This is a genomic window from Acidovorax sp. Leaf78 (genome assembly GCF_001422735.1).
Taxonomy (GTDB): Bacteria; Pseudomonadota; Gammaproteobacteria; order Burkholderiales; family Burkholderiaceae_C; genus Acidovorax.
On the sequence record NZ_LMLZ01000006.1, the window covers coordinates 70,279 to 95,747 of the forward strand.

18 protein-coding genes are annotated in these 25,469 nt (G+C 65.3%); all 18 read right to left on the reverse strand.

Annotated features, from left to right (window positions below; all coding sequences use genetic code 11):
• Positions 1-21: 21 nt before the first annotated feature.
• Positions 22-2,808: a type VI secretion system ATPase TssH gene (gene tssH / locus ASF16_RS06115; protein ID WP_056164313.1), complete on the reverse strand. Its 2,787-nt coding sequence runs from the start codon at positions 2,806-2,808 to the stop codon at positions 22-24.
• Positions 2,809-2,875: 67 nt separating this feature from the next.
• Complete coding sequence (gene tssG, locus ASF16_RS06120; protein ID WP_082516771.1) at positions 2,876-3,991, reverse strand: type VI secretion system baseplate subunit TssG; 1,116 nt, start codon at positions 3,989-3,991, stop codon at positions 2,876-2,878.
• Positions 3,988-5,862 carry a type VI secretion system baseplate subunit TssF gene (gene tssF, locus ASF16_RS06125; protein WP_056164315.1) on the reverse strand — a complete coding sequence of 625 codons (1,875 nt, stop codon included), beginning with the start codon at positions 5,860-5,862 and terminating at the stop codon, positions 3,988-3,990. The genes tssG and tssF overlap by 4 nt, the downstream gene beginning before the upstream one ends.
• A gap of 16 nt (positions 5,863-5,878) precedes the next feature.
• Positions 5,879-6,403 carry a type VI secretion system baseplate subunit TssE gene (gene tssE, locus ASF16_RS06130; protein ID WP_056164318.1) on the reverse strand — a complete coding sequence of 175 codons (525 nt, stop codon included), beginning with the start codon at positions 6,401-6,403 and terminating at the stop codon, positions 5,879-5,881.
• Positions 6,404-6,414: 11 nt separating this feature from the next.
• Positions 6,415-7,200, reverse strand: coding sequence for a type VI secretion system accessory protein TagJ (locus ASF16_RS06135; RefSeq protein WP_056164320.1), 786 nt, complete (start codon positions 7,198-7,200; stop codon positions 6,415-6,417).
• A 450-nt stretch (positions 7,201-7,650) separates the two neighbouring features.
• Positions 7,651-9,147, reverse strand: coding sequence for a type VI secretion system contractile sheath large subunit (gene tssC, locus ASF16_RS06140; RefSeq protein ID WP_056164323.1), 1,497 nt, complete (start codon positions 9,145-9,147; stop codon positions 7,651-7,653).
• Between the two features lie 26 nt (positions 9,148-9,173).
• Entirely contained in the window at positions 9,174-9,722 is a 549-nt protein-coding gene (gene tssB, locus ASF16_RS06145) for a type VI secretion system contractile sheath small subunit (protein ID WP_056164327.1), read from the reverse strand.
• Between the two features lie 305 nt (positions 9,723-10,027).
• Positions 10,028-11,038: a type VI secretion system protein TssA gene (tssA, locus tag ASF16_RS06150; protein ID WP_056164330.1), complete on the reverse strand. Its 1,011-nt coding sequence runs from the start codon at positions 11,036-11,038 to the stop codon at positions 10,028-10,030.
• A gap of 44 nt (positions 11,039-11,082) precedes the next feature.
• Positions 11,083-11,838 carry a type VI secretion system-associated protein TagF gene (gene tagF / locus ASF16_RS06155; protein WP_082516772.1) on the reverse strand — a complete coding sequence of 252 codons (756 nt, stop codon included), beginning with the start codon at positions 11,836-11,838 and terminating at the stop codon, positions 11,083-11,085.
• Positions 11,820-15,452: a type VI secretion system membrane subunit TssM gene (gene tssM, locus ASF16_RS06160; RefSeq protein WP_056164584.1), complete on the reverse strand. Its 3,633-nt coding sequence runs from the start codon at positions 15,450-15,452 to the stop codon at positions 11,820-11,822. Before tssM ends, tagF begins: the two co-directional genes overlap by 19 nt.
• Positions 15,453-15,454: 2 nt before the next feature.
• Entirely contained in the window at positions 15,455-16,792 is a 1,338-nt protein-coding gene (locus tag ASF16_RS06165) for a DotU family type VI secretion system protein (protein ID WP_056164335.1), read from the reverse strand.
• Between the two features lie 14 nt (positions 16,793-16,806).
• Positions 16,807-18,141 (reverse strand): type VI secretion system baseplate subunit TssK, encoded by a 1,335-nt coding sequence (tssK, locus tag ASF16_RS06170; RefSeq protein ID WP_056164340.1) that lies wholly within the window; start codon positions 18,139-18,141, stop codon positions 16,807-16,809.
• Between the two features lie 4 nt (positions 18,142-18,145).
• Positions 18,146-18,724 (reverse strand): type VI secretion system lipoprotein TssJ, encoded by a 579-nt coding sequence (tssJ, locus tag ASF16_RS06175; RefSeq protein ID WP_056164342.1) that lies wholly within the window; start codon positions 18,722-18,724, stop codon positions 18,146-18,148.
• 17 nt (positions 18,725-18,741) lie between these two features.
• The gene (locus ASF16_RS06180) at positions 18,742-19,530 is read right to left on the reverse strand and encodes a PP2C family serine/threonine-protein phosphatase (RefSeq protein ID WP_056164345.1); all 789 of its coding nucleotides are present in this window, start codon (positions 19,528-19,530) and stop codon (positions 18,742-18,744) included.
• Positions 19,527-21,893: a type VI secretion system-associated FHA domain protein TagH gene (tagH, locus tag ASF16_RS06185; protein WP_056164348.1), complete on the reverse strand. Its 2,367-nt coding sequence runs from the start codon at positions 21,891-21,893 to the stop codon at positions 19,527-19,529. The genes ASF16_RS06180 and tagH overlap by 4 nt, the downstream gene beginning before the upstream one ends.
• 31 nt (positions 21,894-21,924) lie before the next feature.
• Positions 21,925-22,398 carry a TssQ family T6SS-associated lipoprotein gene (locus tag ASF16_RS06190; protein ID WP_156371954.1) on the reverse strand — a complete coding sequence of 158 codons (474 nt, stop codon included), beginning with the start codon at positions 22,396-22,398 and terminating at the stop codon, positions 21,925-21,927.
• 4 nt (positions 22,399-22,402) lie between these two features.
• Entirely contained in the window at positions 22,403-23,221 is an 819-nt protein-coding gene (locus ASF16_RS06195; protein ID WP_162241056.1) for a PEGA domain-containing protein, read from the reverse strand.
• Between the two features lie 32 nt (positions 23,222-23,253).
• Positions 23,254-25,317 (reverse strand): protein kinase, encoded by a 2,064-nt coding sequence (locus ASF16_RS06200; RefSeq protein WP_056164356.1) that lies wholly within the window; start codon positions 25,315-25,317, stop codon positions 23,254-23,256.
• Positions 25,318-25,469 lie beyond the last annotated feature (152 nt).

Below are 25,469 nucleotides of genomic sequence, written 5' to 3' on the forward strand. Positions count from 1 at the left end.
GGGCGTTGAGTGGGGTCGGACTCAGGTGTAGCGGATGACGAAGTCGTTGTCGGCAGCGCTCACGTCGATGGAGCCGATGGTCTTGGCATCCACCGAGGCCTGCAGGAACTCCATGGCCAGGCGGGGCAGCAGGTTCTGCGTCAGGATCGCGTCGATCATGCGGGCGCCGGATTCGACCTCGCTGCAGCGCTCGCGGATCAGCTGCACCGCGCTGTCGTCGAAGTTGAACTGCGTGCCGTGGTTGGCCTCGATGCGTTTCTGGATGCGGCGCAGCTGCAGGCGGATGATCTGCTCGAGCATTGCGTCGGAGATCGGGTAGTACGGCACCACCGTCAGGCGGCCCAGCAAGGCGGCCGGGAACTTGTCGAGCAGCGGCTGGCGCACGGCCTTGGTCAGTGCCTCCGGCCCGGGGATCAGGTCCGGGTCATTGCACATGCCGGCGATCAACTCCGAGCCCACGTTGGAGGTCAGGATGATCACGGTGTTCTTGAAGTCGATGTAGCGGCCTTCGCCGTCTTCCATCCAGCCCTTGTCGAACACCTGGAAGAACATTTCGTGCACGTCGGAGTGGGCCTTCTCGATCTCGTCGAGCAGCACCACGCTGTAGGGCCTGCGGCGAACCGCCTCGGTCAGCACGCCGCCTTCGCCGTAGCCCACGTAGCCGGGCGGCGCGCCCTTGAGCGTCGACACGGTGTGTGCCTCCTGGAACTCGCTCATGTTGATGGTGATGAGGTTCTGCTCACCGCCATACAGCGCCTCGGCCAGGGACAGCGCGGTTTCCGTTTTGCCCACGCCCGAGGGGCCTGCGAGCAGGAACACGCCGATGGGCTTGCCCGGGTTGTCGAGCTGCGCGCGCGCGGTCTGGATGCGGCGGGTGATGGCCTCCAGGCCGTGGCGCTGGCCGATCACGCGCTTTTCCAAAGTTTGCGTCAGCGTGAGGACGGACTGCACTTCGTCGCGCACCATCCGGCCCACGGGGATGCCGGTCCACTCGGCCACGACGGCTGCGACCACGCCCGCGTCGACCACGGGGTGCAGCAGAGGGTCGTCGCCCTGCAGGGCCAGCAGCTCTTTGCGCAGTGCGTCCAGTTCTGCCGGGGTGACCGTGGGCTGGGCGGGGGACGCAGCGGTGGGGGCAGCGGCGGGCGTGGCCGGTGCAGCCGCGCTGCTTTCGGTGCTGGTGGAGGAGGTAGCTGTGGTGGCTGCCGCATCGGCGGACGTTGCTGCCTTGGTGCCGGGTTCGTTGGGCACGCGCGCGGGGCGTGCGGCCATCAGTGCAGCTTCTGCATCGACGATGCGCTGGGCCAGGCCGCTTTCGCGGGTCAGCCGCTCGGACAGCGCATCGTGTTCCTGCTGCAGGCGCTCGAGCGAGGCCGCCAGGTCATCCAGGCGGCCGGCATCGGCGACGCCCAGGGCGGCTTCGCGCTCCACCACGTCCAGCTCCACCCGGATCGCCTCTTGCTGGCGGATCACGGACTCCAGGCGTGCTGGGGTCGCGGTCAGTGCCATCGCCACGCGCGAGCAGGCCGTGTCCATCAGGCTCACGGCCTTGTCGGGCAGCTGGCGCGACGGGATGTAGCGGTGCGACAGGCTCACCGCCGCCACCACGGCCTCGTCCGCGATCCGCACCTTGTGGTGGGCTTCGAGCTTGGCGGCCACGCCGCGCAGCATGTTCACGGCCTTGGGTTCGTCGGGCTCGAGGATGTGCACCAGCTGGAACCGGCGTGTGAGCGCCGGGTCTTTTTCGATGTACTTCTTGTACTCGGCCCAGGTGGTGGCGCCGATGGTGCGCAGCACGCCGCGCGCCAGCGCGGGCTTGAGCAGGTTGGCCGCGTCGCCGGTGCCTGCCTGGCCGCCAGCGCCGATCAGCGTGTGGACTTCGTCGATGAACAACACGATGGGTGTCGTGCTGGCCTGCACTTCATCCAGCAGCGAGCGCAGGCGGTTCTCGAACTCGCCCTTCATGCTGGCGCCGGCCTGCAGCAGCCCGACGTCCATCACGCGCAGTTGCACGCCCCGCAGCGGCGGCGGCACGTCGTCCGCGGCGATGCGCAGTGCCAGGCCTTCGACCACCGCCGTTTTGCCCACGCCGGCTTCGCCCACGAGGATGGGGTTGTTCTGCCGCCTGCGCATGAGGATGTCGACCATCTGGCGCACTTCCTCGTCGCGCCCGGTCACCGGGTCCAGCTCTCCATTGCGGGCGCGCTCGGTCAGATCGACGGTGTAGCGCTGCAGGGCTTCCTGCTTGCCACCGCCCAGTGGTGACGTGGCGCCGCTTGCCTCGCCGGGCGTGCCTTGCAGGCCGGAGCCGTCCGCTGCCTGCAGCTTGGCCTCTGGCGACTGGGGCAAGACCTTGGGGAACGCATCGCTCAGGCCCGGTTCGCTGAGCTTTTCGAACTCTTTGGAAATGGAGCGCAGCTCATTGGCCAGGGTGCGGGTGCGCAGCATGCCGGACAGCCAGTAGGCGCTGCGGATCTGCGACTCGTTGAACATCAGCGTGGCATACACCCAGCCGCGCTCGATGGACATTTCGATCTGGTCCGAGAAGTCGGAGATCGATGTGGCACCGCGCGGCAGCCGGTCCAGGCTGCGCAGCACGTCGGCCGCCAGTTGCTCTGCGTCGATCTCGAAGTGGCGAAAGAGGCGCAGCAGGTCGGAGTCGCTTTCCTGCAGCAACTGGTGCAGCCAGTGCACCAGCTCCACATAGGGGTTGCCCCGCAGCTTGCAGAACACCGTGGCGCCCTCCAGCGACTTGAAGAGCAAGGGGTTGAGTTTTCCGAACAGGGCAAGGCGGCTGATCTCTGACATGGGCGTGAGGGCGGTGCGTTGAAGAGAAATAACGGTGGATGGTTGTGGCTGGAAACGGGGGCGTCGCTCACAGGGCTGACGGCTGCTCGGCCCGGGCCCTGACCCGGTGGCCGCGCGACTGCAGCCAGCTCTCCGGGTCGAGGCGGAAATCGTCCGCGTCGCGGGGGGCGGGGCCGTCGAGCATCCAGCTCGTCCAGCCCAGGCGGGTTCCGCCGCCCAGGCGCGTGCCGGGGACTTCCTCGCGCTGCAGCACCAGCTCGAAATCCCAGGCGTACTCGATGCCCAGGTAGTTGCGTACCCAGTCCACGAGCGCCTTGAAATCTGGCTGGCCCGGCAGGAAGCGTTCGTACTGTGCGAGCGTCATGGGGCCGATGCGCAGCCGGAACTTGCTCTGGGCGTCCGGCACGCGCGACCCGACCACGGTGTCGACGCCCAGCTGCGAATTGCACGGGTGCCGCGACAGGCGGGTCTGCTGAGATGGCTCGAGCTCCAGGAAGTGCAGGCAGTACTCCTGCAGCACCACCCGCACGCCGAAGTAGCTGCCGATGGCGCGCTGCAGCCCCTCGGGGTTGCGGGTAGTGCGCGTGAGGTGGCCGGCCATGTGCAGCTTGGCGTGGTCTTCGACCGCGTCGCGCTGCCGCGCCGACGCCTCGCCAATGCCGACGATGCTGGCCAGGTGCCGCCCGAACATGCCGTCGCCGGGGCGGTCCAGCGACACGGTGGGCTGGGCATCGGCCCACGCCCGAAAGAACAGCAGCAGCAGCCGGTGGTGAAAGATGTCGGAGAACCGCGCCAGCGTCGGGTCATCGAACTGGCGCTGCCGCTCGCGCACATATTCCGTCAGGTGGGTGGGCATGGGCCCGTTGGGGCCGTACAGGCCAAAGCTCCAGACGGTCAGCCGCTCGGGCTGGCCCGCCACGGGCGGCAGCAGCTCTGCGATGGTGGCCGGCGCAAAGGCGAGCGACGGGTCCTGCCCCAGGCGGATGGGCTCGGCCTGCGGGCGTGCGGCGCGGCCCAGGGGCGGCAGGTCAGCATTGCGGGCCTGCAGCCAGCGCAGGGTGAAGAACAGATCGAACGCGTGCGGGTTGCGGCGCAACCTCTGCCACAGCTCCGCCGTGTCGCTGGGCCGCTGCGCCGACTGCGGCTGGGAGGAAGGCTTGGAGGAAGGCGCGGGGCCGCTCATGTGTTGGGCCTTTCGCCCGGGCGGACTTCCCACTTCGCGACCGGCCCGCGTTGCCGCGAGTGCAGGGACAGCTCGGTAAAACTGTTGACGCCCACGTGCCGCGCAAAGAAGCGTTCGAGAACGCAAGCCAGCGGCCATGCACTGACGCCCGCGAACGACGACTCGTCCACCGTGAGCGCGACGCCCACACCGCGGCCGTACACGAGCTGCCGGTGCTGTGCCAGGCGCCGCGTAATGGGCCGGATGCTGACTTCCTTGAGCCCCGCGACCTGGCCTGCGAGCGCGTGGTTGCCCAGCGCGAGGTAGAGGTTCATCAGCTCGCGCAGGGTCGCTGCGCCTTCCTGGTCCGACAGATCGGTCATGGCCAGGTAGTTGAGCGACAGGTGCGAGATCAGTCGCCAGGTGATCTCGTTTTCTGCCACGCTGCCCATCGGGCGCGACGGCCCGGCGATGGTGCGGATGGCACCGATGGGGGCCGAGTCGAGGGTGATGAAGTCCCCCTCGGGCTGGTTGGTGGGCATCAGCAGGGGCAGGTCGCGGTTGGTGCACAGCGTGCGCACGGACAGCTGCTTGAGGTCGTCCGAGAAGGGCGCGGCGCGCTGGTCCACCAGCGACAGGAACACTTCGCTGCCCAGGTACTGGGTGCGCGGGCCGAAGCGCACGGCGTGTTCCGAAAACAGCCGGGGCTCGCGCCGTACGGCAAAGTACGCCTGGTCGTCCGAGCGGATGCCGTGCACCGATGCGTACAGCGGCACGAAATCCCGGTCGTTCACCTGGCCTTCCTGGTGGCCGGTCACGCTGAGAACGCTGTACACCTCGAAGTCGCGCGGGCGGGTGCGCTCCATCACCACGTGGTATTCGTTCATGTCGGCCGACACGTGGATGCGGTCTGCCATGCGCTCGAACAGGTTGATGGCGGGCGTGCAATGGAGCAGGAAGTTCTGCTTGTCCACCACGGGCTCCAGGTCGGGGCTGGCCTTGCGCAGCAGCAGCGTCATGGCCAGTCGCCGCGCCGGAATCTGCCGCAGCGACGCCGACAAGCCCTGGATCGAAAAGAACCGGAAGCGCGGCGGAAACGCGAAGTACTCGTGCAGCAGCCGGTGACCTTGGAACGCCCTGTGCGAGTAGGGCAGCAATGCCTGCCGCTGCTCGTAGCCTTCGGCCTGCAGCGCCTGTGCAGGCAGGTAGCCGTACACCCGGGTGGGGTCCTGCACGTCGTGCACCACGATGCCCAGAAGCGACTCGTGGAGCACCTCCTGCAGGTGCGATGCGACGGCATCCGTCGCATGGATGTAGAAGTCCAGCCGGTCCATCGGCAGGTGCGCGAAGTCGGTGGCCCCCTGGGTCTCGAGTTCGAGGCGCAAATGCCCTGCGGGCTCGTGCGGCAGACCGAAGCGTGCCAGCGGAAGGTCCAGCGGCGGCCCGCCGAGCGCCGCGCGCGACAGCGCCACAGGCCACAGCGTGACGTCGTGCCCGGTGCGAAAGTCGCAGGGCGTCTGGTCGTCGGTGGTCTTGCGCGACCGCAGCATGCTGCCCGCTGGCAGGCAGTAGCCATCGGCCACGTTGCCTTCGGTGTCGCTGGGCGACATCTGGACGACCACCATCGCAGGCGTAGGCGCCAGGTAGTGCGGGCACACCATCTCGAGGATGCGTTGCGACAGCCGCGGAAATTCCGCGTCCATCTTCATTTGCACCCGCGCCGTCAAAAAGCTGAAGCCCTCCAGCAGCCGCTCGACATACGGGTCGGCCACGTCCAGGTCGCGCAGCGCGAGGCGGCTGGCCACTTTGGGAAACGCAGCGGCGAACTCGGCCCCCAGCTCGCGCAGGTAGGCCAGTTCGCGGTTGTAGTACTCGACCAGGCGCGGGTTCATCGGTGCTCTCTCACGGTCAGCTTCTCAGGTCCGAAACCATGACCTGGCCTGTTTCCAGGTCCAGGCTGGTCTTGAGCAACAGCTCCAGCGGGTAGGGCATCGACCAGAACTGGCAGCGGATCTCGAACTGCAATGTGTTGTGATGGTTCAGCGAGTCGAACGACGGCAGCAGGGTCACGGTCAGCGATTGCGGCAGGACACGCGGCTCGAAGGCCAGGATCGCGCGGCTCACGTTGGCCTCGACATTCTTCCAGTCCAGATCGGACAGGAGCTTGCCTGCCAGCGGGGTCATGCCGTAGTTGAGCGTGGACCGCTCTGCGTGGGGCAGGCCATCGAAATCGATGTGGCCCGACGCATTGCTGGCATTCAGCAGCCACCCCAGGTCGCGCAGCAGTGCGGCGCGCAGGCGCGATTCGGTGACATACACCGCATCCGCTTGCTCGGTTCTTCGGGAGGGGTCGTGGTCGGTCAGCCGGTCCAGCAGGGCCGGCTGCAGGCGGTCCTTTTCGGTCCCTGACCCGCTCAGTCGCCTGGACACCATGGCAGGCCGCGTCAGGCGTTGAAGGCGATGGCGCGCACATCCAGCAGCGCGTGGTCGCCCTGGTCGGAGATCAGCACGCGCTGACCCCGGCCCGCCACATGCTCGCCACCGATGTCCGTCCATTCGGTACGCCGCGCCAGGCGCAGGGTGTCGTCGTCGCCCGCCTGCGTGGGGTAGCGCGCGGGCACCAGGCCCTGCACGGTGCTTTCGTTGACGAGGGTCAGCTCGGCAGGCTGCCACACCAGGTCGCGCAGGTCCTGGGGCTTTTCGAACGCGATGCTGCGGATGGACGAGTACGGAACCCAGTAGTAGCAGCCGTTGGTGTGGAGTTCCAGGATCGGCCCGAGCCGCGAGTCGGAGTCGCACAGCCATTCGAACGGATCGCCGTTGATGGTGCCTGCACAGGCCGGTGCCAGGTCCAGGGCCTGGGTGCGCAGGTTCAGCGCGGCATCGTGCGACCCCTCGGACTGAGCCTTCAACGCGTCCACCATGTAACTCAGCCACTGCGGTGGTTCGCCCAGGATGTACGGGGTGCGGCGCCCCTCGAACACTTCGGTGCGCAGCAGCTCGCACCGCATGGCTTCGCGGTAGGCCTGTGCCATGGGCACCGCTTTGGGATCGAGCTGCGCGCATACCTGCAGTTGCGCCAGCGCCTTGGTCCAGTCGCCCAGCACGGCCAGCAGCTGGAAGTAGAAGGTGCGCAGAGACGCCTTGGAGGGCTCTTCGCGGATGGCGTCCTTGACGCGGCTCAGCTGCACGTCCAGGGGGCTTTGGGAATCAAAAAGAACAGCAGTCACGGTGAAAACTCATGGAAGGCTGTGGCGCGAATGCGTCCACGGCGGTTGTAGCGGACTGTCACGTAAAACCGGATCAAGCAAAACCGGCTCAGGCAGGGCAGAAGGGTTGGCGAACCTGTCCATGCCCGTTCCCATGCCTGCCCGGTTGCATTCGCCGTCTCATCTGAACTGAACTGAACTGGCGACGCGGTGCCTTGTCATGCAGCCGCGTTCAGGAAGATGGCCGGGGTGGGCGACGGTGTCTTGCCTGCAATGCGTGGATGGGCTGACCCCGGTGCACATCATCAGGACATCCGCACGCCTGCTCGCCAACTAGCCAGTCGGGCATCGTGCGCCTATCCCGGCGCAACGACGCCACCGCTGCCATCGCCGCCACTGCCCGGGCGGACAGGTGCGACGCTGGCCGACACGGTATCTTTCAGCGGCTGAGCAACGGCAAGCCCAGGGGACTCAGTTGCCTGCTTCCTTGACGGAGGGCAGCTTGGACACCAGGCGCAAGGACACCGTCAGGCCTTCCAGCTGATAGTGCGGACGCAGAAAGAACTTGGAGGTGTAGTACCCCGGGTTGCCTTCCACTTCGTTCACTTCGACTTCGGCAGCGGCCAGGGGCTTGCGGGCCTTGGTTTCTTGCGACGAGTTCGATGGGTCTCCATCGACGTAGTTCATGATCCAGTCGTTCAGCCAGCGCTCCATGTCGCTGCGCTCCTTGAACGAGCCGATCTTGTCGCGCACGATGCACTTGAGATAGTGTGCGAAGCGGCAGCAGGCGAACATGTACGGCAGGCGTGCCGACAGGTTGGCATTGGCCGTGGCGTCTGCGTCGTAGTACTCGGCAGGCTTGTTGAGCGACTGGGCGCCGATGAAAGCGGCCACATCCGAGTTCTTGCGGTGCACCAGCGGCATGAAGCCGTTCTTGGCCAGCTCTGCCTCGCGGCGGTCGCTGATGGCGATTTCGGTGGGGCACTTCATGTCCACGCCGCCGTCGTCGGTGGGGAACGTGTGCGCGGGCAGGTTTTCCACCGCGCCGCCGGATTCGACACCGCGGATGGACGTGCACCAGCCGTAGTACTTGAAGGACCGGTTGATGTTGACCGCCATGGCGTAGGCCGAGTTGGCCCAGCAATACTTGCTGTGGTTGCCGCTTGCGGTTTCTTCTTCGAAGTCGAACTCGTCCACGGGGTTGGTCTTGGCACCGTACGGCAGACGCGCCAGGAAACGTGGCATGGCCAGGCCGATGTACTTGGAGTCGTCCGACTCGCGCAGGCTGCGCCATGCAGCGTACTCGGTGTTGGTGAAGATCTTGGTCAGGTCGCGGGGGTTGGCCAGCTCTTGCCACGAATCCATCTGCATCAGCGCGGGGGAAGCGCCGGAAATGAACGGGCAGTGGGCAGCGGCAGACACCTTGGCCATTTCACCCAGCAGTTCCACGTCAGGGGGGCTGTGGTCGAAGTGGTAGTCGCCCACCAGGCAGCCGAAGGGCTCGCCACCGAACTGGCCGTACTCTTCTTCGTAGACCTTCTTGAAGATGGGGCTCTGGTCCCAGCCGACGCCCTTGTAGCGGCGCATGTTGCGGTGCAGCTCCTTCTTGGAGATGTTCATGACGCGAATCTTGAGCATCTCGTCCACCTCGGTGTTGGTCACCAAGTGCTGCAGGCCGCGCCAGGCGCCCTCGAGCTTCTGGAACTCCGTGTGGTGGATGACCAGATTGACCTGCTCGGACAGCTTGCGGTCGATCTCGGCAATGATGGCCTGAACGGTCTGGTATGCATCGTTCGAGATGGTGGTGACCGAGGCCAGTGCCTGCTGCGCCAGGGTCTGGACCGCGGCTTCCACCGCGTCGCGTGCCTGGTCGGTCTTGGGCTTGAACTCCTTGTTCAGCAATGCCGCGAAGTCGTGGCCTTCCAACGACTGGGCGGTGGATGATTCATTGATGGCTACTGCGCTCATGGGTAATCTCCGTTCGCTGGGGCGGCTCAGGCGGCGTCGTTTTGAACTGGGCCTTCGGCAGGCGCAGGGGCGGGTTTGGAACTGGCAGCCAGTGACTTGAGCAGTGCGGGGTCCTGCAGCACCTTGCGGATCAGCTCTTCGGCGCCTTGCTTGCCGTCCATGTAGGACAGCAGGTTGTGCAACTGGGTGCGGGCTTCGAGCAGCGTGTTCAACGGCCCGATGTTGCGCGCCACCGCTGCGGGCGAGAAGTCATCCATGCTTTCAAAGGTCAGGTCCACGCTGAGGTAACCCTCGCCGGTCAGCGTGTTGGGCACCAGGAAAGAGGCCCGGGGCTTGATGGACTTCATGCGGGCATCGAAGTTGTCGATGTCGATGTCCAGGAACTTGCGGTCAGCGATTTCCGGCAGGTTTTCCAGCGGCTTGCCAGAGAGGTCGGCCATCACGCCCATCACGAACGGGATGTGCACTTTCTTTTCCGAGCCATAGATTTCCACGTCGTACTCGATCTGCACACGCGGAGCGCGGTTTCGGGCAATGAACTTCTGTCCGCTTTTTCCCACTTTGGTGATTGACATGGTTACCTCTCTCAAGTTGGCTGGCCGATAAACCCGTGGCCCGCGCTAGGGTGGCCATTTGGTTCAAATGCTTACAAAGTTGTGTGAATTCGCTACGGTTTGTGGTCGCCGAAACGAATCGTTCCTGGGTGTCATTCCCGGGCAAAGCTGCTCAGGACATGACCGCGTGACACCTGATACACAGAATCTCTCTTCGGCGCCCGAGCAATGCAAGATTTCATGCCTGTTCTTCGCCTCCAAAAGCTATGCCACTTCGGTGCTTCAGTATCCAATCTGCCTATGAAGTGACTGTTACAGTTCGTAGTTCAGGACGACTGGTCCGGCTGGATTCCAGTGATCACCTCAATTTGCTGCAGGCTTTGCGGAGCGAGTTCACGCAGGATGTCGATGAAACTCATGCCCATGAGCTTGGCGGACCGGCGAATGAGCAGGGACGCAGGGTTGGTGGGCTCGGTGGATTCGAGAAATTCGGCGATCTTGACCAGTTGCTTGATGGCATCGTCCCGGGTCCTGATTTCCCCATTGGAGTCCGGTGGCCGGATCGTCACGGTGCTGCCCGAGGTGTCTGCAGCGTCCGCCGCGTCGGCAGGCGCCTGCATGTCTTGCTTGCCTTTGGGCAGCATGGCGTTGAGCAGCGATACCAGGGACTGGATGTTGCCCAGGTCGGGCTGCTGGTGGTGGGGCAGCTTGTCCGTGCAGATGCGGACGAGCTTTTCGAGCCCTTCTTTCGCCGTGGGGACGGCCAGCAGCAGCGGGTAGCCCTGTTCGAGCGCGCTGCCCATGCCCAGCCGCAATTGCTCCACGGTGAGTTGCGCATTGGACTCGGCACGTTGGCCGCGTGCCAGCGCTTCCGCATCGCGGACGGTGAAACTGCCGAAGTTGGACGCGAGAAACTCCGTTTGCCGCAGCTCCCGCAGCAGTCCGGTCACATCGTTCAGCATGGCGACCGCGTTCATCCGCATGAAATAGTCGTCGTCTTCCGGCAGCGGATGAATGGCGTCCCAGTAGTTCTCCAGCAGGGCGCTCATCAGCGTCAGCCCGCGTGCCAGCCCGACGAAACCTTCCGTGTTGGTCCACGACCGGCACAGCAAGCCGGCGATGCGCATGTCCTTGCTTTGCCGCAGCAGCTGCAACGCACTGCTTTCGACCGACTGCCAGTCAGGATCTTCTGCCGGGATGATGGTGTCGCCGTACTGCTGCTCGATCTTTCCGCGCGCCAGTTGCTCCAATGCCAGAAACTCCGCCGCGTAGGTCATCTCGGGACCGCAGGGCGGGTTGGACGGAGCTTCGCTCAGGAGGTCGTCGATATCGGTCATGGTGGATTTCTGTGGGAGTGCGAGCAGCGGGGTGGCAGACCTGATCAGATTCTGGAGAAAAGTTGCGTGAAGAGCCAGCGGTCGCAAAGGCCTTCGTGCAGCAGTTCTTGATAGCCCACGCGGACGGTGGGAGACACCCACCAAAGACTTTGCTCGCGCAGACCGGCGGCGCGCAGCCTCCAGTCGCCGGGGGGCAGCACGATGTTTTCAGCAGGCTGTTCGCCCACCGCGGATTGATGGGCGCGCGAGGCTTCGGTCAGGTCCGTCAGGATGTCGTGAATGAGCGAGGGTTCGCGTTCGATCGGGGGGGCGGACTCGAAGGGGCTGGTCAGCTGGGTGACCCGCCTGTCCAGTTCGTCGACCGACAGCGTGCGGCGCCGCGCCTCCACGATGGCCGCGCGGGCGCCTGCCAGGAAGGACTTGACCTCCGCGTCATCGGCGAAAGGACAACCCGTCCGGGGTGCGGTCGCCATCACCGTCAGCGGGTAGTAGCGGCCGACGCGGTCCATGCTGGGCGCCAAGGCACCCATCACCGGTGAGCCCGACGAAGCGACATGGGCGATGAAAAACCACAGGGGGGCACTTACAAAAGTGTCTGGCCAGCCTGCGTCGTCCGCCCTGCGCAGCTCGTCCATGCCGGCGCGCAGCCAGCCATCCCACTCTGTCGTCAGCGCGTGCGACATGCGTCGGCCCGCGAAGTCGCCGAGGCTGGGCAGCTTTCCGTACCAGGCGATGGACGCCTGCGCGTAGGCTTGCGTTTGGGTGCCGCGGGTTTCCATGCCTAGAGGTTGCTCGGACATTCGAACTCTTCCATCGCCTTGAGCCGGAATGGGTTGAAGACACTGCTGGTGGTGACTTCAAACCGGACCCTGCGACCGTCCACATTGAACACCGCCGAGAACTTCTCAGGCGCGTTGCCCGGCAGGATCTGAGCGCGGTCGAAAAGCCTGTGCAGCGCCCAGGGCCCTTCGGTGACCAGGCCCGAGTTTTCGCCGGTGGCGGTGGTGATCTGAAGCCGGACCTGGCCTGTACCACGGGTGCCGGGCCAGTTCATCGACTTCGGAATTTGCGGGCCGTGCTGGTAGCGCAGCACATCGCCATCGACATCCAGCACCATCTGTGAAATGGTCGCATCCATTTCGATAGGCTTGATGTCCAGGCGAATGCCGGGCGCCTTGCCGCCCGCGCGGAAGTACACGTCGCGGATGGTGGCGGCTTTCTGGAACGATGCCAGCGACGCCGACCCACCGACCGGTGTCCCGTCCACGCCTTGCTTGAAGGACCAGGTGGCCGCCGAGATGTCGACCATGGGTTGCAGGGTGCTGCGGAAGAACTCGTCCATCACGCCGCCCACCGCGAACAGCTTGGCAAAGTCGTCTGCAGTGACGTCGCGCCCGGCGCTGCGTGTGAAGGGATAGCGGCCCAGGATGGCACGGCGGCAGAAATCGCCGATGGTGGCGTTCAGGTTGCCGCCGATGGTGCTGCGCACATCACGCCCCACCATGGTGGATGTCGCTTCGGCCAAGTCGGTGTACATCAGATTCAGCGGAGGAGGCAGGCGTTTGGCCTCGGCACGCACCCGTTCCAGCGTCGACGACAGGGTGGGCGGCACCGTGCCGCCGGACTTGACCTGCTGCCGGGCCGATGCAATCACGGCCGAGGCTTCGTTGAGCACCTGCAGGCTCTGCGTCAAAGGCGAAGGGCCCGAACCGTTGCTGGTGGCCAGGCGCCGGTACTCCCGGAAGCGGAAGTCCACGATGTCCGCTTCGAGCGTGCCGCTGGCCGCCAGGCCGCCCACGTTGACCTGCTTGCCGGTCAGCCTGCTGAGTTGCCGCTGTTCTTCGCGGATGCGGTTGAGCTTTTCGCCCAGCCAGCTGCTGGTGCTGGCACCGCTGTCGGTATCCGCATCGGGGCGGCGCGCCAGCGTGGTTTCCTTGGACACGGCGCGAATGAACTGCTCCAGGCTGGAGTTGGCCGAGGAGTACAGGCGCGCCTGCTCGCCCGCCTGGTCCAGCGATCCGATGCGGGTGGGGCGCACGTCGGCCAGGTAGTCCTCCCACAGCTTGGCGTACTCCATGAGGTACAGGCGCTTCACTTCGTTGGCGACCTGCCCGGTCAGGACTTCCTGGGCCGTGCTGCGCTTGCCGTCCGCCTGGCCCAGCACCCAGCCTTCTTCCTTGGACAGCAAGGTGGTGACCTTGGGAAGCTCGTGCAGGAACACGCCGTGGTATCCGTCGTACGTGAAGAGGCCGGAGATGCCTTGCGTGAGGGGCCGTCCGCTGCGGCGGCTGAATACCTGCGGTGCTTCGGGGCCGCTGGCGCGCACCACGCTGAAGTCAGCGGGCAGGTTGTTGCCTGTGGTCAGCAACTGCTTGAGCCGGCTGTAGGCGCGCTGGGCCGGCGACATTTGCGCCAGCCGCTGCCGCACCTCGTTCACCAGCGCGGTGTCGACCGGGGTGGGCGACAGCACGATGCGGTCGTCCATCAAACGATCCAGGTGGTGTGACAGCCTGTCACCGACACCTGCCTGCACCAGTTGGGGCGTCAGGCTCGCATCCCACTCGTGGCGAATCCATGCCTTCACGGTGCGGGCGTCGAAACGGTCGGCGTCGTGAATCATGAGGTAAGCCTTCAGCGCTTCGTAGCTGGCCTCTGGATTGTTGGTCGAGGTTTGCTGCAGCGAGCGCCGCAGCTGCCGCACGATGCCGGGCAGCCAGGCGTCTTCCAGCAAGCGCAGGTAGGTCGTGTCCGCGGCGGTCTCCACCTTCGGCACCTGCAGCAGGCCCCAACGCCAGCTGACCGGGGGCGATCCTGTGTAGCGCTCGCTGGCCGCCAGGGATTCGGCATGGTCCAGCAAGGGCAGCAGTGCCACCAGGTTCTCCGGGTCGCCGGTCTTGGCTTCTTCCACGGCCTGGCGCAGGGTGGCAGCGCTGGCTTTCACCTCTTCCAGGTACGCCAGATTGTTCTGGTTGCTGACGCTCCAGGCCAGGGCTGCGCCGCTCAGGGCAAGTGCCAGCGCGATCAAGCCGCCGGCCTGCATCAACCGGAGTTGCCGCTCTTTCTTGGCGTTGCGGCCGGTGAGCCCCGCTTCGTTGAACATCACGCCCTTGAAGAGCGTCTCGATGAAGAAGCTCTTGCCCTGCTGGCCAGCGCCTGCCTTGACATGGCTGGCAATCGAGAAGCGCCGTTTGAGCGCCGACAGCACGCGGTCGAACGGCATGCCTTCTTGCGTGCCGCTGGTGAAGTACACCCCGCGGAAGAGCGGCTTTTCCTTGAAGCGCGATGACGAGAAGGCTTCCTGCAATGTCTGGTTCACGACCTCGCGGAGGCCCACGAACTGCTGGGGCAGGGCATAGATCAGCCCGCGGCGCGCCAGGTCCTGCTCTGCCAGCAGGCGCTGGGGCAGCAAGCGATTGATCTGCGCCACCAGCGCGTCGAACTCTGCGGTGAACTGCGCCGTCGGATCGACCGATGGAGCGTTCTCCTTGTACTTCTGCGTGAATCCCCAGACCTGCGAGCGTTCGTCGCGGGTCATCTGGCCGAAGAACTCGTTGAAACCTGCCAGCAGGTCGGCCTTGGTGATCAGGACGTAGACGGGGAACTTGATGGCGAGCTCGTCGCACAGCTCGCCGAGCCGTGTGCCGATGGTCTTGGCCAGCCGTGCGCGTTCTGTTTCGGTGCTGCTCAAAAGCTCCTGCACGCTGAGCGTGACGATGACGCCATTGATGGGCTGTCGACCCCGAAAGCGTTTGAGCAGTTGCAGAAACCCCGACCAGGCGGCCTTGTCCTGGACAGCATCGCTTTCCTGCGTGGTGTAGCGGCCCGCAGTGTCCAGTAGCACGGCTTGGTCGGTAAACCACCAATCGCAGTTGCGCGTACCGCCGACGCCCCGGATGGAGCCCTTGCCAAATTGCTCGGCCAGCGGGAAATCCAGGCCGGAGTTGACCAGCGCGGTGGTCTTGCCCGAGCCGGGCGAGCCGATGATCAGGTACCAGGGGAGCTGGTACACGTAGCGCTTGGTGAACCGGCCGAAGAGGCCGCTTTCCGTGGCGCCGAACCGTGTCTTGGACAGGACGTCCACGGCCTCCTTGAATCGCCCCTCCAGCTCAGCCACTTCTTCCTGGCCTGGCGCGAGTTCATCGGGCGTGTCGCGGCCGGCGGTGAGCCGCGACAGCTGACCCATCAGCTTGTCGTTCATCCGCTTGGCGCGCCACCAGTGGAAGAGCAGCTTGATCACCCAGATGGCGAACAGGGCGGCAATCAGCGCCCAGCGGACGCTTTCGCTCTCCAGCGGTTGATAGGGCTTGATGTAAACCAGGGGTCCGATGAACCAGATCACCAGGCTCAGCAGGACCAGGCCGATGAAAGCCAGTGTGTAGCGGTTGAACAGCAGCGCTGCCATGTTTCTCAGCATGCTCATTTCCTGATGCCTTCCGTGCGTGGGGCATTGCCGCTGAGCTGCAATTCGTTGTCGCGCACTTGGGGCGCTACCAGCAGAACGATTTCCACACGCCGATTTTTGGCCTTGCCTTCGCTGGTGGTGTTGGGTGCCACGGGGTCGGCCTCGCCACGGCCCTCTGCGTGAACGCGCTGTCCCTCGCGCACGGTGCGCAGCAGCATGTCGGACACCGACTTGGCGCGGTCTTGGGACAGGTGCCAGTTGGACGGGTAGCGTGCGGTGCGAATGGGGGAGTTGTCGGTGTAGCCGTTGACCACGACCTTGCCGGGCACTTCGTTCAGCGCCGTTGCGATGCGCTCGATCACCTGCACGTAACGGGGCTTGACCACATTGGAGCCCAGGTCGAACAGGCCATCGCCCCGCAGGATGATGGTGCTGCGGTCGGCCTGGTCGATGACTTCGACCAGCCCTTCGCGGATCTCAGGTTCGAGGAACTGGCGCAGCCGGGGTTTGTCCACGCTGGCGACCGCCGCAATGGCCTTGGGGAACCGGATCGCGTTGATGGAGGCAAACAAGGCATCCGACTGGGCCGCGAGGCGGTAGCTGAACCACAGGAACAGCGCGAAGGCCAGCAGCAGCGCCAGGGCCGCAGCGACCCACAGCGGCACCATCGTCCAGGGAGGCGCGGCTTTGCGCTCTTCGCCTTTCCAGTGGATCGACAGCGCGCCGCTGCGGTCGCCGCGCGTGCTCTCGATCAGCGCGAGCAGCCGCGCCTTGAGGGTCTCCAGCTGGCTGCGGCCGTTCTCGATCACCCGGTAGCGGCCTTCGAAACCGAGCATCAGGCAAAAGTACATGAGCTCGATGAGGTCGATGTGCTGGTGCGGGGTCTGCACCAGCTTGGCGAGCAGCTGAAAGAACTTTTCGCCGCCCCACGTTTCGTTGTGCAGCGCCACGAGCAGGCTGAACTTGGGCCAGACGCCCGAGCCGCCCCAGGGCGTTTGCGCAGCGGCCTCGTCCACCACGGTGCAAAGGCAGTAGCGTGCGCCGATCACGGTTTCTATCGGAACGCCGGCCACCCCCGCGCTGCGCTCGAATTCGCGGATGTTCGTGAGCAGCAGGCGTTGAAAGCCTTCGGGGTCGGCGTTGGATGCCATCGCCCGGATCTGGGGGATCAGGTTGAGCAGCACGTTGGCAGAAGCGACCAGCGGGTTGCCGCCGCTCACTACGTCGGGCAGGCTCGTGCGGGGCAGGGCGTTGGCGGGCTGCGCGGGCATGGAGGTGTCCAGCAGACCTGGATCGCCCGGCCCGGTGTGGTCGCTGGCACTGAAGGCGAAGACGTTGTCCGTCATTGGCATCGTTATAGGTGTTGTTATCTACGGATCGCCCAGAACTCCAGCTGGAGTTCCGGGAACTCGCCAGAGACGTGCATGGCCAGGCCGCCAGAGTTGTTCAACTGGCGCCACAGGTCGTGCGTGGTGTCGACCTCGAAGTAGGAATACCCGGCGTGGTAAGGGATCTCGCGCGGCGCGACAGACAGCGAGCGCAGGACGACCCCCGGGAGGTGGAGGTTGACCAGATCGCGGATCTTCTCGACCGGGCCCAGTTTGGTCTGGGTCGGAAAGTGGGTGCGCAGAAACTCCACCGTGGTCTGTGCATGCACCGCGAGCACGAAGTCGCAGGTGGTGAGCAGTTCGGTGGACGGGATGAGCGCCACGCGCACGCCATATTGCCGCTCTTGCAGCTCGATCTGGATCGCGTTTTGCTCCAGCACCGAAGACAAGCCGCGGCGCAATTCCAGCATCAGCGGCGGAAAGCAGCTGCGCAGGTCATCATGGTCGTAGGCTGGCAAAGGCGCAGGGCGCCGCTGTTCGCGGGTGAAGGTGGCCAGTTCTCCGGCCATCTTCAGAAGGTCATCGAAGAGCCGCTCGGGATGGATGGTGCGAACCCGCACCCAGTGCTCCACCGCAGGCTCCCAGCGGTTGATGAACTGCAGCATCAAAAAGTCACCCACCTCGCCCACGCCACCACGCCCCGGCTGGATCAGCCGCTCTTCGAGCGCTGCGCCCCGTTGGCGCAGCAGGCCATGCAGCTCGCGGCAAAAAGCGAAAAGCGCGGAGGTCTCGGAGTTGTTGACCACCGTGGGGATGAAGGTCTTGTCCAGCAGCACCGATCCGTCGGACTTGCGTTCCACCACATGGGCCACGGGCAGGGAGACCCAGCCATCGGACAGATCCTGCGATGCACGCAGGCTGAAGCGGGCAATGCCCAGTTGCACTTCGGCAGGTTGCGCGCCCACGTCGTTGACATCGGCCACTTCGAGCACCTGCGCCTGGTAGCGCGTCATGCCCAGGTCACCCTCACCGAGCGTGACTTCAGCCCCGCTGCGCCGGCGCAGCGGGAGTGACAGGTGCACCAGGGTGTCCTTGGTCTCCTTGCCCACGTCCAGCGGGGCAGGGGCATCATCGACCTGCGGGATGCGAAACGGTGTTCCGTCAGGCAGCACACCGTGGGCGGATACCACGGCGATCTTGCCCAGCGCCAGCATCTGGGTGTCCAGGGTGAGCTCCGAGAACCCCCAATAGAACGGCTGTGCGGGCAATGCGCGGCCCTGCACCAGAAAATCGACGTACCGCTCTTGCTGCTGAAAGTGCTGCGGGCGCAGGAACATGCCCTCGGCCCACACCACCTTGCGTTGCCAAACCATGGTTCTACCTTGAAGTTATTTGATGCTGCACCCGGACGGCTTCACGCGAAACCGTGACGAGATAGTGAACGGGCTTGAGCCGCTCTGTTTCGCCCAGGCCCCACCAGCGGCGGCGCATTTCCACGGAGTTCGGTGCATCGATGGACGCCCGCCAGGTGCTGCGCTCCAGGTCTCTGTAGCTGGCAAAAAAGCCGAAGGCCCGCACGTCGGGGTTGCCCTTGCGTTCGATGATGCGGCGCTCGCCGGGAGCGATCAGTATCTCTTCCCGTCGCACGAAGTCGCCGCCGAGCTGGCTTTCATCTTTGTCCAGCAGATCAAAGAAGCTCGAGCGTTCGAAGGTCACCGGAGTGCGCAATTCGTAGATGCGCAGCAAGACCGGTTTGGGCATGCCGTCCACATCGGGGTTCAGGCTGCGCTCGGCCATGATTTCGATGATGGCGGACGGCACCGCGGTGGGCGCTTCGGTGGGGCGGTTGAGCGTGTTCACCACACCGCAACCTGCCAGCGATGCCCCTGCTATGGACAGAAGAGGCGCTGTCTTCAGGATCGTGCGCCTTGAAATGGCGTTCTGGGTCGTGCTCATGGCAGCATCCTTCAGGTTCAGTTGACGGTGTGATTGGCGGACACCCACACCGCAAATGCGCTGAGGTTGTCCTGGTGGGGGCGGCCCTTCGACATGACGGTGTCTGCCATGTCCTGCAGCCAGACGTCGGGCCGCTCGGACGCCTGGAGCGCTTGCTCCATCGCGGATTCGTGAAGGTTCTCCCACAGTCCGTCGGAGCACAAAAGGAAGGCGTCGCCCTCCATCAGCTCCATGGATTCATGGAGCACCGTGGGGGGCACCTGCGACTCGGCGCCCACCGCGCCCGCGAGCACGCTGCGGTTGGGCAGCGAGCGCGGGTCGCCGTTGGCGTACATGCCCGCGTGCAACAGTTGCTGCACCACGCTGTGGTCTTCGGTCATGCGGTGGACCTTGCCGCCGCGAAACCAGTAAAGCCGCGAATCGCCCCAGTGGGCCCAGAGCGCCCGGCCTGTGACGGGTTCGATGCACAGCAGCACGACGGTCGCACTCATGTGCATGCGCGAGGTGGACGTGGGCTGCTCTTCGGAGACGGTGTGCTCTGCGCGAAAAATCAGCGATGCGAGGCTCGCTGGCGCAAACATGGGGTTCTCGCGGTAGCCGCCCAGCACTGCGTCGACGGTCAGGCGCGCTGCCAGCGCGCCATTGCCGTGGCCCCCCGCGCCATCTGCCAGCGTGCAGCAAAATCCCTTGGGCCCCAGGTCGATCATGCCCAAATAGTCTTCGTTGGAGGCGCGGCCTCCCTTTTGCGTGATGGCAGATACCGACAGCTGCAACCGGTGCGCCTCGCCTGCAATGTGAGCGATCAAAGGTTCTCCCCCGCAGCCTGCGCCGCAGCTTCATAGGCATCCACAAAAGTCTGGCCCGAAAAAGCCATCAGGTCATCTTCTGCGTTGCGGCGAATGGCGTCGTAGCGCTTTTGGAAGTCGTCCCACAGGGCGGCTTTGCGGTGTACGGACGAAATTTTGGACAGCAGGCCGGAGCCCGCGGCCGCGTCCTTCTCCAGTTCGGCAGGGCTCAGGCGCGCCACGGCCTCGGCATAGGCGGCGCGGATTCCGGCCATCAAGGCGATCTGGTGCACTGCCAGATCCTTGTAGGCCTCTTGCATGGCCGGCACGGGCTTCATGAAGCCTGGGAACGTCTGGCCCGCCAGCTGCAGCATCACGCCGTCGGCGGTGGGCAAGAACTTGAGGGGGTTGTTGGCGCCGGAGGCAATGATGGTGACGTCCGCACGAAATTCCCGCTTGATCTCCGAGCGGGCGGACAGCAGGTCGATGGAGCCCTGCACCGCCACGCGCAAGGCCTCACCGAACCCGCGCATGAAGTCGGGAGACAGGGTGATGTTCACTTTTCCGGGCTCTATCGCTGCACCTTCAATGAAGGCAGCGGCCAGCGCATCCAGCGTGGCGGTGGAAGCAGCGGTGGCTGTTGCTGTCGAGGGTGCGGGTGAAGATGGTGCAGGTGCAACAGGCATCTGAGGCGGCTGGGCGGCAATCGGCGCAGCCAAGGCCTTTGGAGGGATCGCAGCAATCGGCGCGGTTGGCGGGGTTGGCGCGATCGGGGTGATCGGTGCAGCAATGTCCACTTCCCGCAGCGCCTGAGGCGGCGGTGTGGGGTGTGCTGCCGACAGCGACGCGGTAGGGTTGCCGAGAACGTTCTCGGCATGCAGTGCACGTGCACGCTCGGGCTGCGGTCGTTGCACGGCGCTGTCCAGCGCAGCGAAATCGCCCATCGCGCTGCTGGGCTCGGCGGCTTGTGCAGGCCATGGCTTGGGCGCACCCGGTGTTGTGCCTGGCGTCTGGAAGGAATCCATGCCCAGAAGTTCTGCGGAAGAGCCAGCCGTCAGGGCGTCCAGCGAGCCACCGTCAAACAGCCCCAGGTCCAGGCCTTGCATGGCGTGCAGCCCGGCGCTGACCACGGGCTCCGCAGGCGCAGGCGTCGTCGGCGCTGCTGGCGGCACAGCGTTGGTTTGGCGGTGCTGCACATCGCGCGGCATGCTGAAAACCTGCGTGAGGTCCGAGCCGCGGGACATGCCGTGGTCCTCGGACTCCACATACATCGACTCCCCCGGCTCGCGAAACAGCTTCAACGGGTTGAGTTCGACGGTGGGGTCCAGCCGCTCCGGGAGACCGGTGTGCGCGGCATTGTCCATCTCTCCCGCAAACTGAGCCGACTTCGGCAGGGCTTGCAGGAGATCGTCGTTCTTGAGCTGCGCGACTTCGGCCAGGCTTTGGGCCACAAGGTCCCCGCTCCACGGGTCCTGGCGATTGGCAACCTCCTTCGGGTCGGCCGCAAACGGATCGAAGTCGTCCGGTATCACCATGGCGCGGTGAGCGATCGGCGCGGTGGGCTTAGGCCTGGCGGCGACTGCGGGTTGCCTGTCGAACGGATTCGGCAGCGCTGGCTCCGCAGGGGTCGGCAGGGGAGGCACGTCTGCCATGGGCGCTGCAACAGCTACAGGCGCAGCCTGCGGTGCATGAACGGCCTGCGCTGCATGCACCACTGGCACGTTTGGCATGGCAGAAGACGCCTGCGGAGTCTCCACACGGCCCAGCATCGCAAATGGATTGGTGTCCGAAGCAGCGCTTGCTGCCGACGATGGCAGCGGTGCGTCGGGCAGGCACGCAAGCACGAGGTCCGGCATGTAAGGGTCGCCCCCCACGATAGGCTGGATGTCTGCCCACGGATTGGGCAGCGAGGCAAGGTCCAATGACGGGCTGGACGCCACCGCGGCAGCCACAGGCAGCGGCGCGTTTTGCGGCACCGGTACCGGTGGCGCGACGGGCGAAGGCGAAGTCGAGACATCGGGACTTGCTGGAGCCTTGGTCGGCGCCGGGGTACTGGGCTTTTGGCCGGGCAGCACTGCCCGCAGCTGGTAGGGCCCGATTCCGATTTCCGCGCCGGGCACCAGGGGCACCTCCTGGCCGGAGAGAACTTCCAGTCCGTCGACCTGCACGGAGCGGCGCTCGCACAGATTGGCAATGTAGGCCTGGTCGGAATCCAGCCGAACCATGGCGTGCACGCGCGCCACCATGGCGTCGTCATCCGGCAACACCAGCTTGTTCTGGCCTGCACGCCCGACAGTTCCGCCGGCCATGCCAAAGATGGCAGACCAATGACGGCCCACCGGGCCGCCTGATTGGTGCGTCACCACCAGTTCAATCTTGTCCATTGCGTTCGCGCTCGCGTTGTCTCGGTTCTGCTCAGGATGTCTTGCGTGTGCGCTTGTTGCGCGCTGCATTGCGGGCGTTGATGAACTCACGTCCCCACACCGGGTGGCCCTTCTCGGCTTCGGTCAGCTGGAAGGTGGGGTCCTGCTCCAGCGCCAGTTCAAACTGCTGGCGGCAGGGACGCGGGCGTCCTGCAGCGCAATGGCTGAACGCCATGAACTTGCGGGCCTTGATTTGCGACGTCAGGGGCAGATCCGGGGCGTCGGCCAACGGAGTCAGCTTGGCAATCGCCTCATCAAATTGGCCCTCTGCATAGACGTTCAGCGCTTCTGTCAGCAGAGCCTCTTTCTGCGCGCGAGGGTCCACCGGTGCGACCGGTTCAGGGATGGGGGGCGCGGGCGGTGGCGCTTCCACCTTGGGCTCGGGGGCCTTGGGGGCTGTCTCGCAAGCAGTCAGAGCCAGGGCTGCGCATCCGATGATCAGAGCGCTCCAGAAACGGTTTCGCATGGGTTTATCTCGCGTCAAAGTCATGGGTGATCGTGATCGATTGTTCCGGCTCGACCTTCAGCGTCTTGCGCACGGTCTCAAAGCCGGGATTGCTGAAATCAATGGTGTGCGACCCGGGTGGAAGCTTGATTTCCGTCAGCGGTGGGGTCACCCCCAGCCGCTTGCCATTGAGGGTCACGTTCGCCCACGGCGATACGCGAAGCTGCACATTGTTTTCGGTGCGCATCGGCCTGCGTGCGCCAAACGCGCCGGGCGAGCCGCCATCCAGGGCCATCGAGTGGCCGCCTGCTGCGGGTAGCAGCGGTGTGATGGCGGTAATGATGGTGCTGTTGAGCGAAAAGACGAGGGGATTGGCGCTGTCCTGGCCTGGGCGGTTGTTGCTGCCCTGGCCTGCGAGTGGCCGGCTGCACTGCCAACCGCGCTTGCCTTGTGCCTTCACGTAGGCGTCGCGCCACGGTGTGTTCTGCAGCTCGTACTCTTCCAGCGCGAAAGAGGGCCGGGCGTCGAATGCGGCGTCGAAGGCCGCGTCGCACCGGGCCCACTCCTTGTTGGTGCAGTACACAAACGCCAGGTACTTGTGCGCGGTGGATCGCTCGCGGCGGTCGGGCAGGCCGGAAAACAGCGACGCCTGCAACGCCTTTTCTGCCAGATCCAGCTTGCGCGAGTCGTAGAGCGAAATGCCTTGCCCCAGATATTGACGACCGGCTGCAGCATCCGGGCCGCGCGTGTCCGGCGCCGGGGGCTCATTGCAGTCAGAGGATGCAATGGCTGAGCCCGCACCCAGGCAGAGACAAAACGCGACCCGTCGCAGTAAAGCGTTCATTGGCATGTCAGCAGGTGTCGGCGATGGCTTTACTACTCGAACTGATGGCTGATCACCACCGGTTCACCTTTTTTGACCTGCACTGTCTTGACGACAGGCGCGGCTGCGGGATTGCTCACCTCGATGCGGTGCGACCCTTCCGGAAGCTCGATATGGGTCAACGGAGGTGTCGTCCCCAGCGAACTGCCGTTCACGGAAATCCGGCCCCAGGGGCTGATGCGCAGCACCACGCGCCCCACATCGCCAATCGGCTTGGGCGGTTTGGGAGCCACCACCGGCTCCGTGGCAGCGGGAGTCTCTGGCTTGGGCGGGACCGTGGCCGTGGCCGACGTGCTGCCTGTTGCGGCTGGCGTCGTGGTGGCGGAAGGCGTCGCCGGGCGCTCGGGTGTGCCAGGCGCGGTGGCAACTGTCTCGGCAGGTGGCAGCGCAGCCGGCGGCGTGGTGGTGGTCACGGGCTCCTGCACTTCCATGCGGTTGAGCAAAGCCATGGCTTCGCTGCGGTGCTTGCCAGTGGGGTAACTGCTCAGGTAGCCGTCCAGTGCCGCCACGGTACCGGCGGCCTGCGCTTCGCGCCAATGCTGGTCGTCCAGATTCACTGCCAGCTCCGCAGCTGGCGGGCTCGACGGGCTCCCTTGCGTGCCCCACCACACGGCCAGCGCCGCCACGGCGACAAATGCCACGCCGACAGCGGCCCACCGCAGGGCCGGCGCGCGGGACGCTGGTTGATGCATCTTCCCGCTCGCTGCGGCGCCGCTTTGTGGTCGTGCGGCTTTAGCAGATGTAGAGGGAGTCGATGGGATGGCGGCTTGGGGGGTGGCCGCGGCTGCAGACGCGCGTGCGTCGACTGGCAAGGCCGCGTCGCTCGCATTGCCGACCACCGCGGCGTCGGACGGGGGCGCTTGACTCACCATCGGCCCGTCCTGGTGATGATGGGGCTGTGCTGGCGGCAACATCGCAAAAACTGCATCCGCAGGACTTGCCGATGGGAGCGGCATCGGTTGCCCGCCGAGTGCTGGAGCTTGCGCCAACGGATCCCAGGCAGGATTCGCCTGGGGCGCCTCAGTCGGAGCGTGTGCGGGCGCTACGGTGCGCACTGGCTCGCCCAGTGGTGCTGGGCCGGTCTGCGCCGCGTCTGCCTGCACGGCCAGGGGCACGGCGGGTGCCGAGGCGGCCGGGTCCTTCCACGGGGCAGACATGGGCATCGTGAAGGTGGTGATGCCCAGCAGCTCCTTGAGTGCGGCGATCGTCTGGGGGCGGTCCTGCGGCTTGACGGCCAACGCGCGGTCCACGCCGTGCAGAAACTGGGCCGAGTACCCCGGGTAGGTCGTGGTCGAGAGCGCAGCCACCGGGTCGTTGATCATTCTGGCCACGGAGGTGGCTGGCGGCTTGCCGGTGATCGCCAGATACAGCATCGCACCGATCTGGTAGATGTCCGTCCAGGCGCCCTGCGGCATGGCGCCGTCATCCACATACTGCTCGATCGGGGCGAAGCCAGGCTTGAGCACCATCGTCAGGGCCTGCGTCATGTCACCGATGATGCGGCGTGCAGCCCCGAAATCGAGCAGCACGGGCATCCCCGAGTTCTGCAGGAAGACGTTGTCCGGTGCGATATCGCGGTGGTAGCAGTCTGCCGCGTGCAGCATCTCCACCACGTCAAGCACAGGCCCGACGATGGCGGCCAGCATGCGCTGGTTCATCCGGTCCTGTTGTGCGGTCAGAAACTCCCGGAACGTCTGCCCTTCGTAATGGCGCATAACCATATAGGCCGTGCCATTGAACTCGAAGAACCGGTATACGTGCACCAGGGCAGGGTGCGAGAACTTGGCCAGCAGGCGGGCTTCGTTGATGAAGCTGCGCAGGCCGGCATCGAACGCCCCGCGGTGCTGGGAGCGAACATGAATCTCGTTGGAAGACTTGCGCCCAGCCAGGGTGGCTGGCATGTATTCCTTGATGGCCACCACGCGGTCCAGGCTGATATCGCGCGCCCGGTACACGATGCCAAAACCGCCTTCACCAATGACGTCGAGCAGCCGATATTCACCGACTTGCACGCCAGGCGCCAGGCAATTGGCTGATCCTCCAACGGTGTCAATCATGACGTGACGCCTCTGCTTTCATTCTCGGTTACGGCTGTACTTGATTCGCTGGCAAAGACATTTCTGCGGTACGGCCCACGAACAGGTCGGCATGTCGAAAGCCGTTGTTCAGTGAAAAGATCAGTGCACCAACGCCGCCCTGGGCTGTGGAT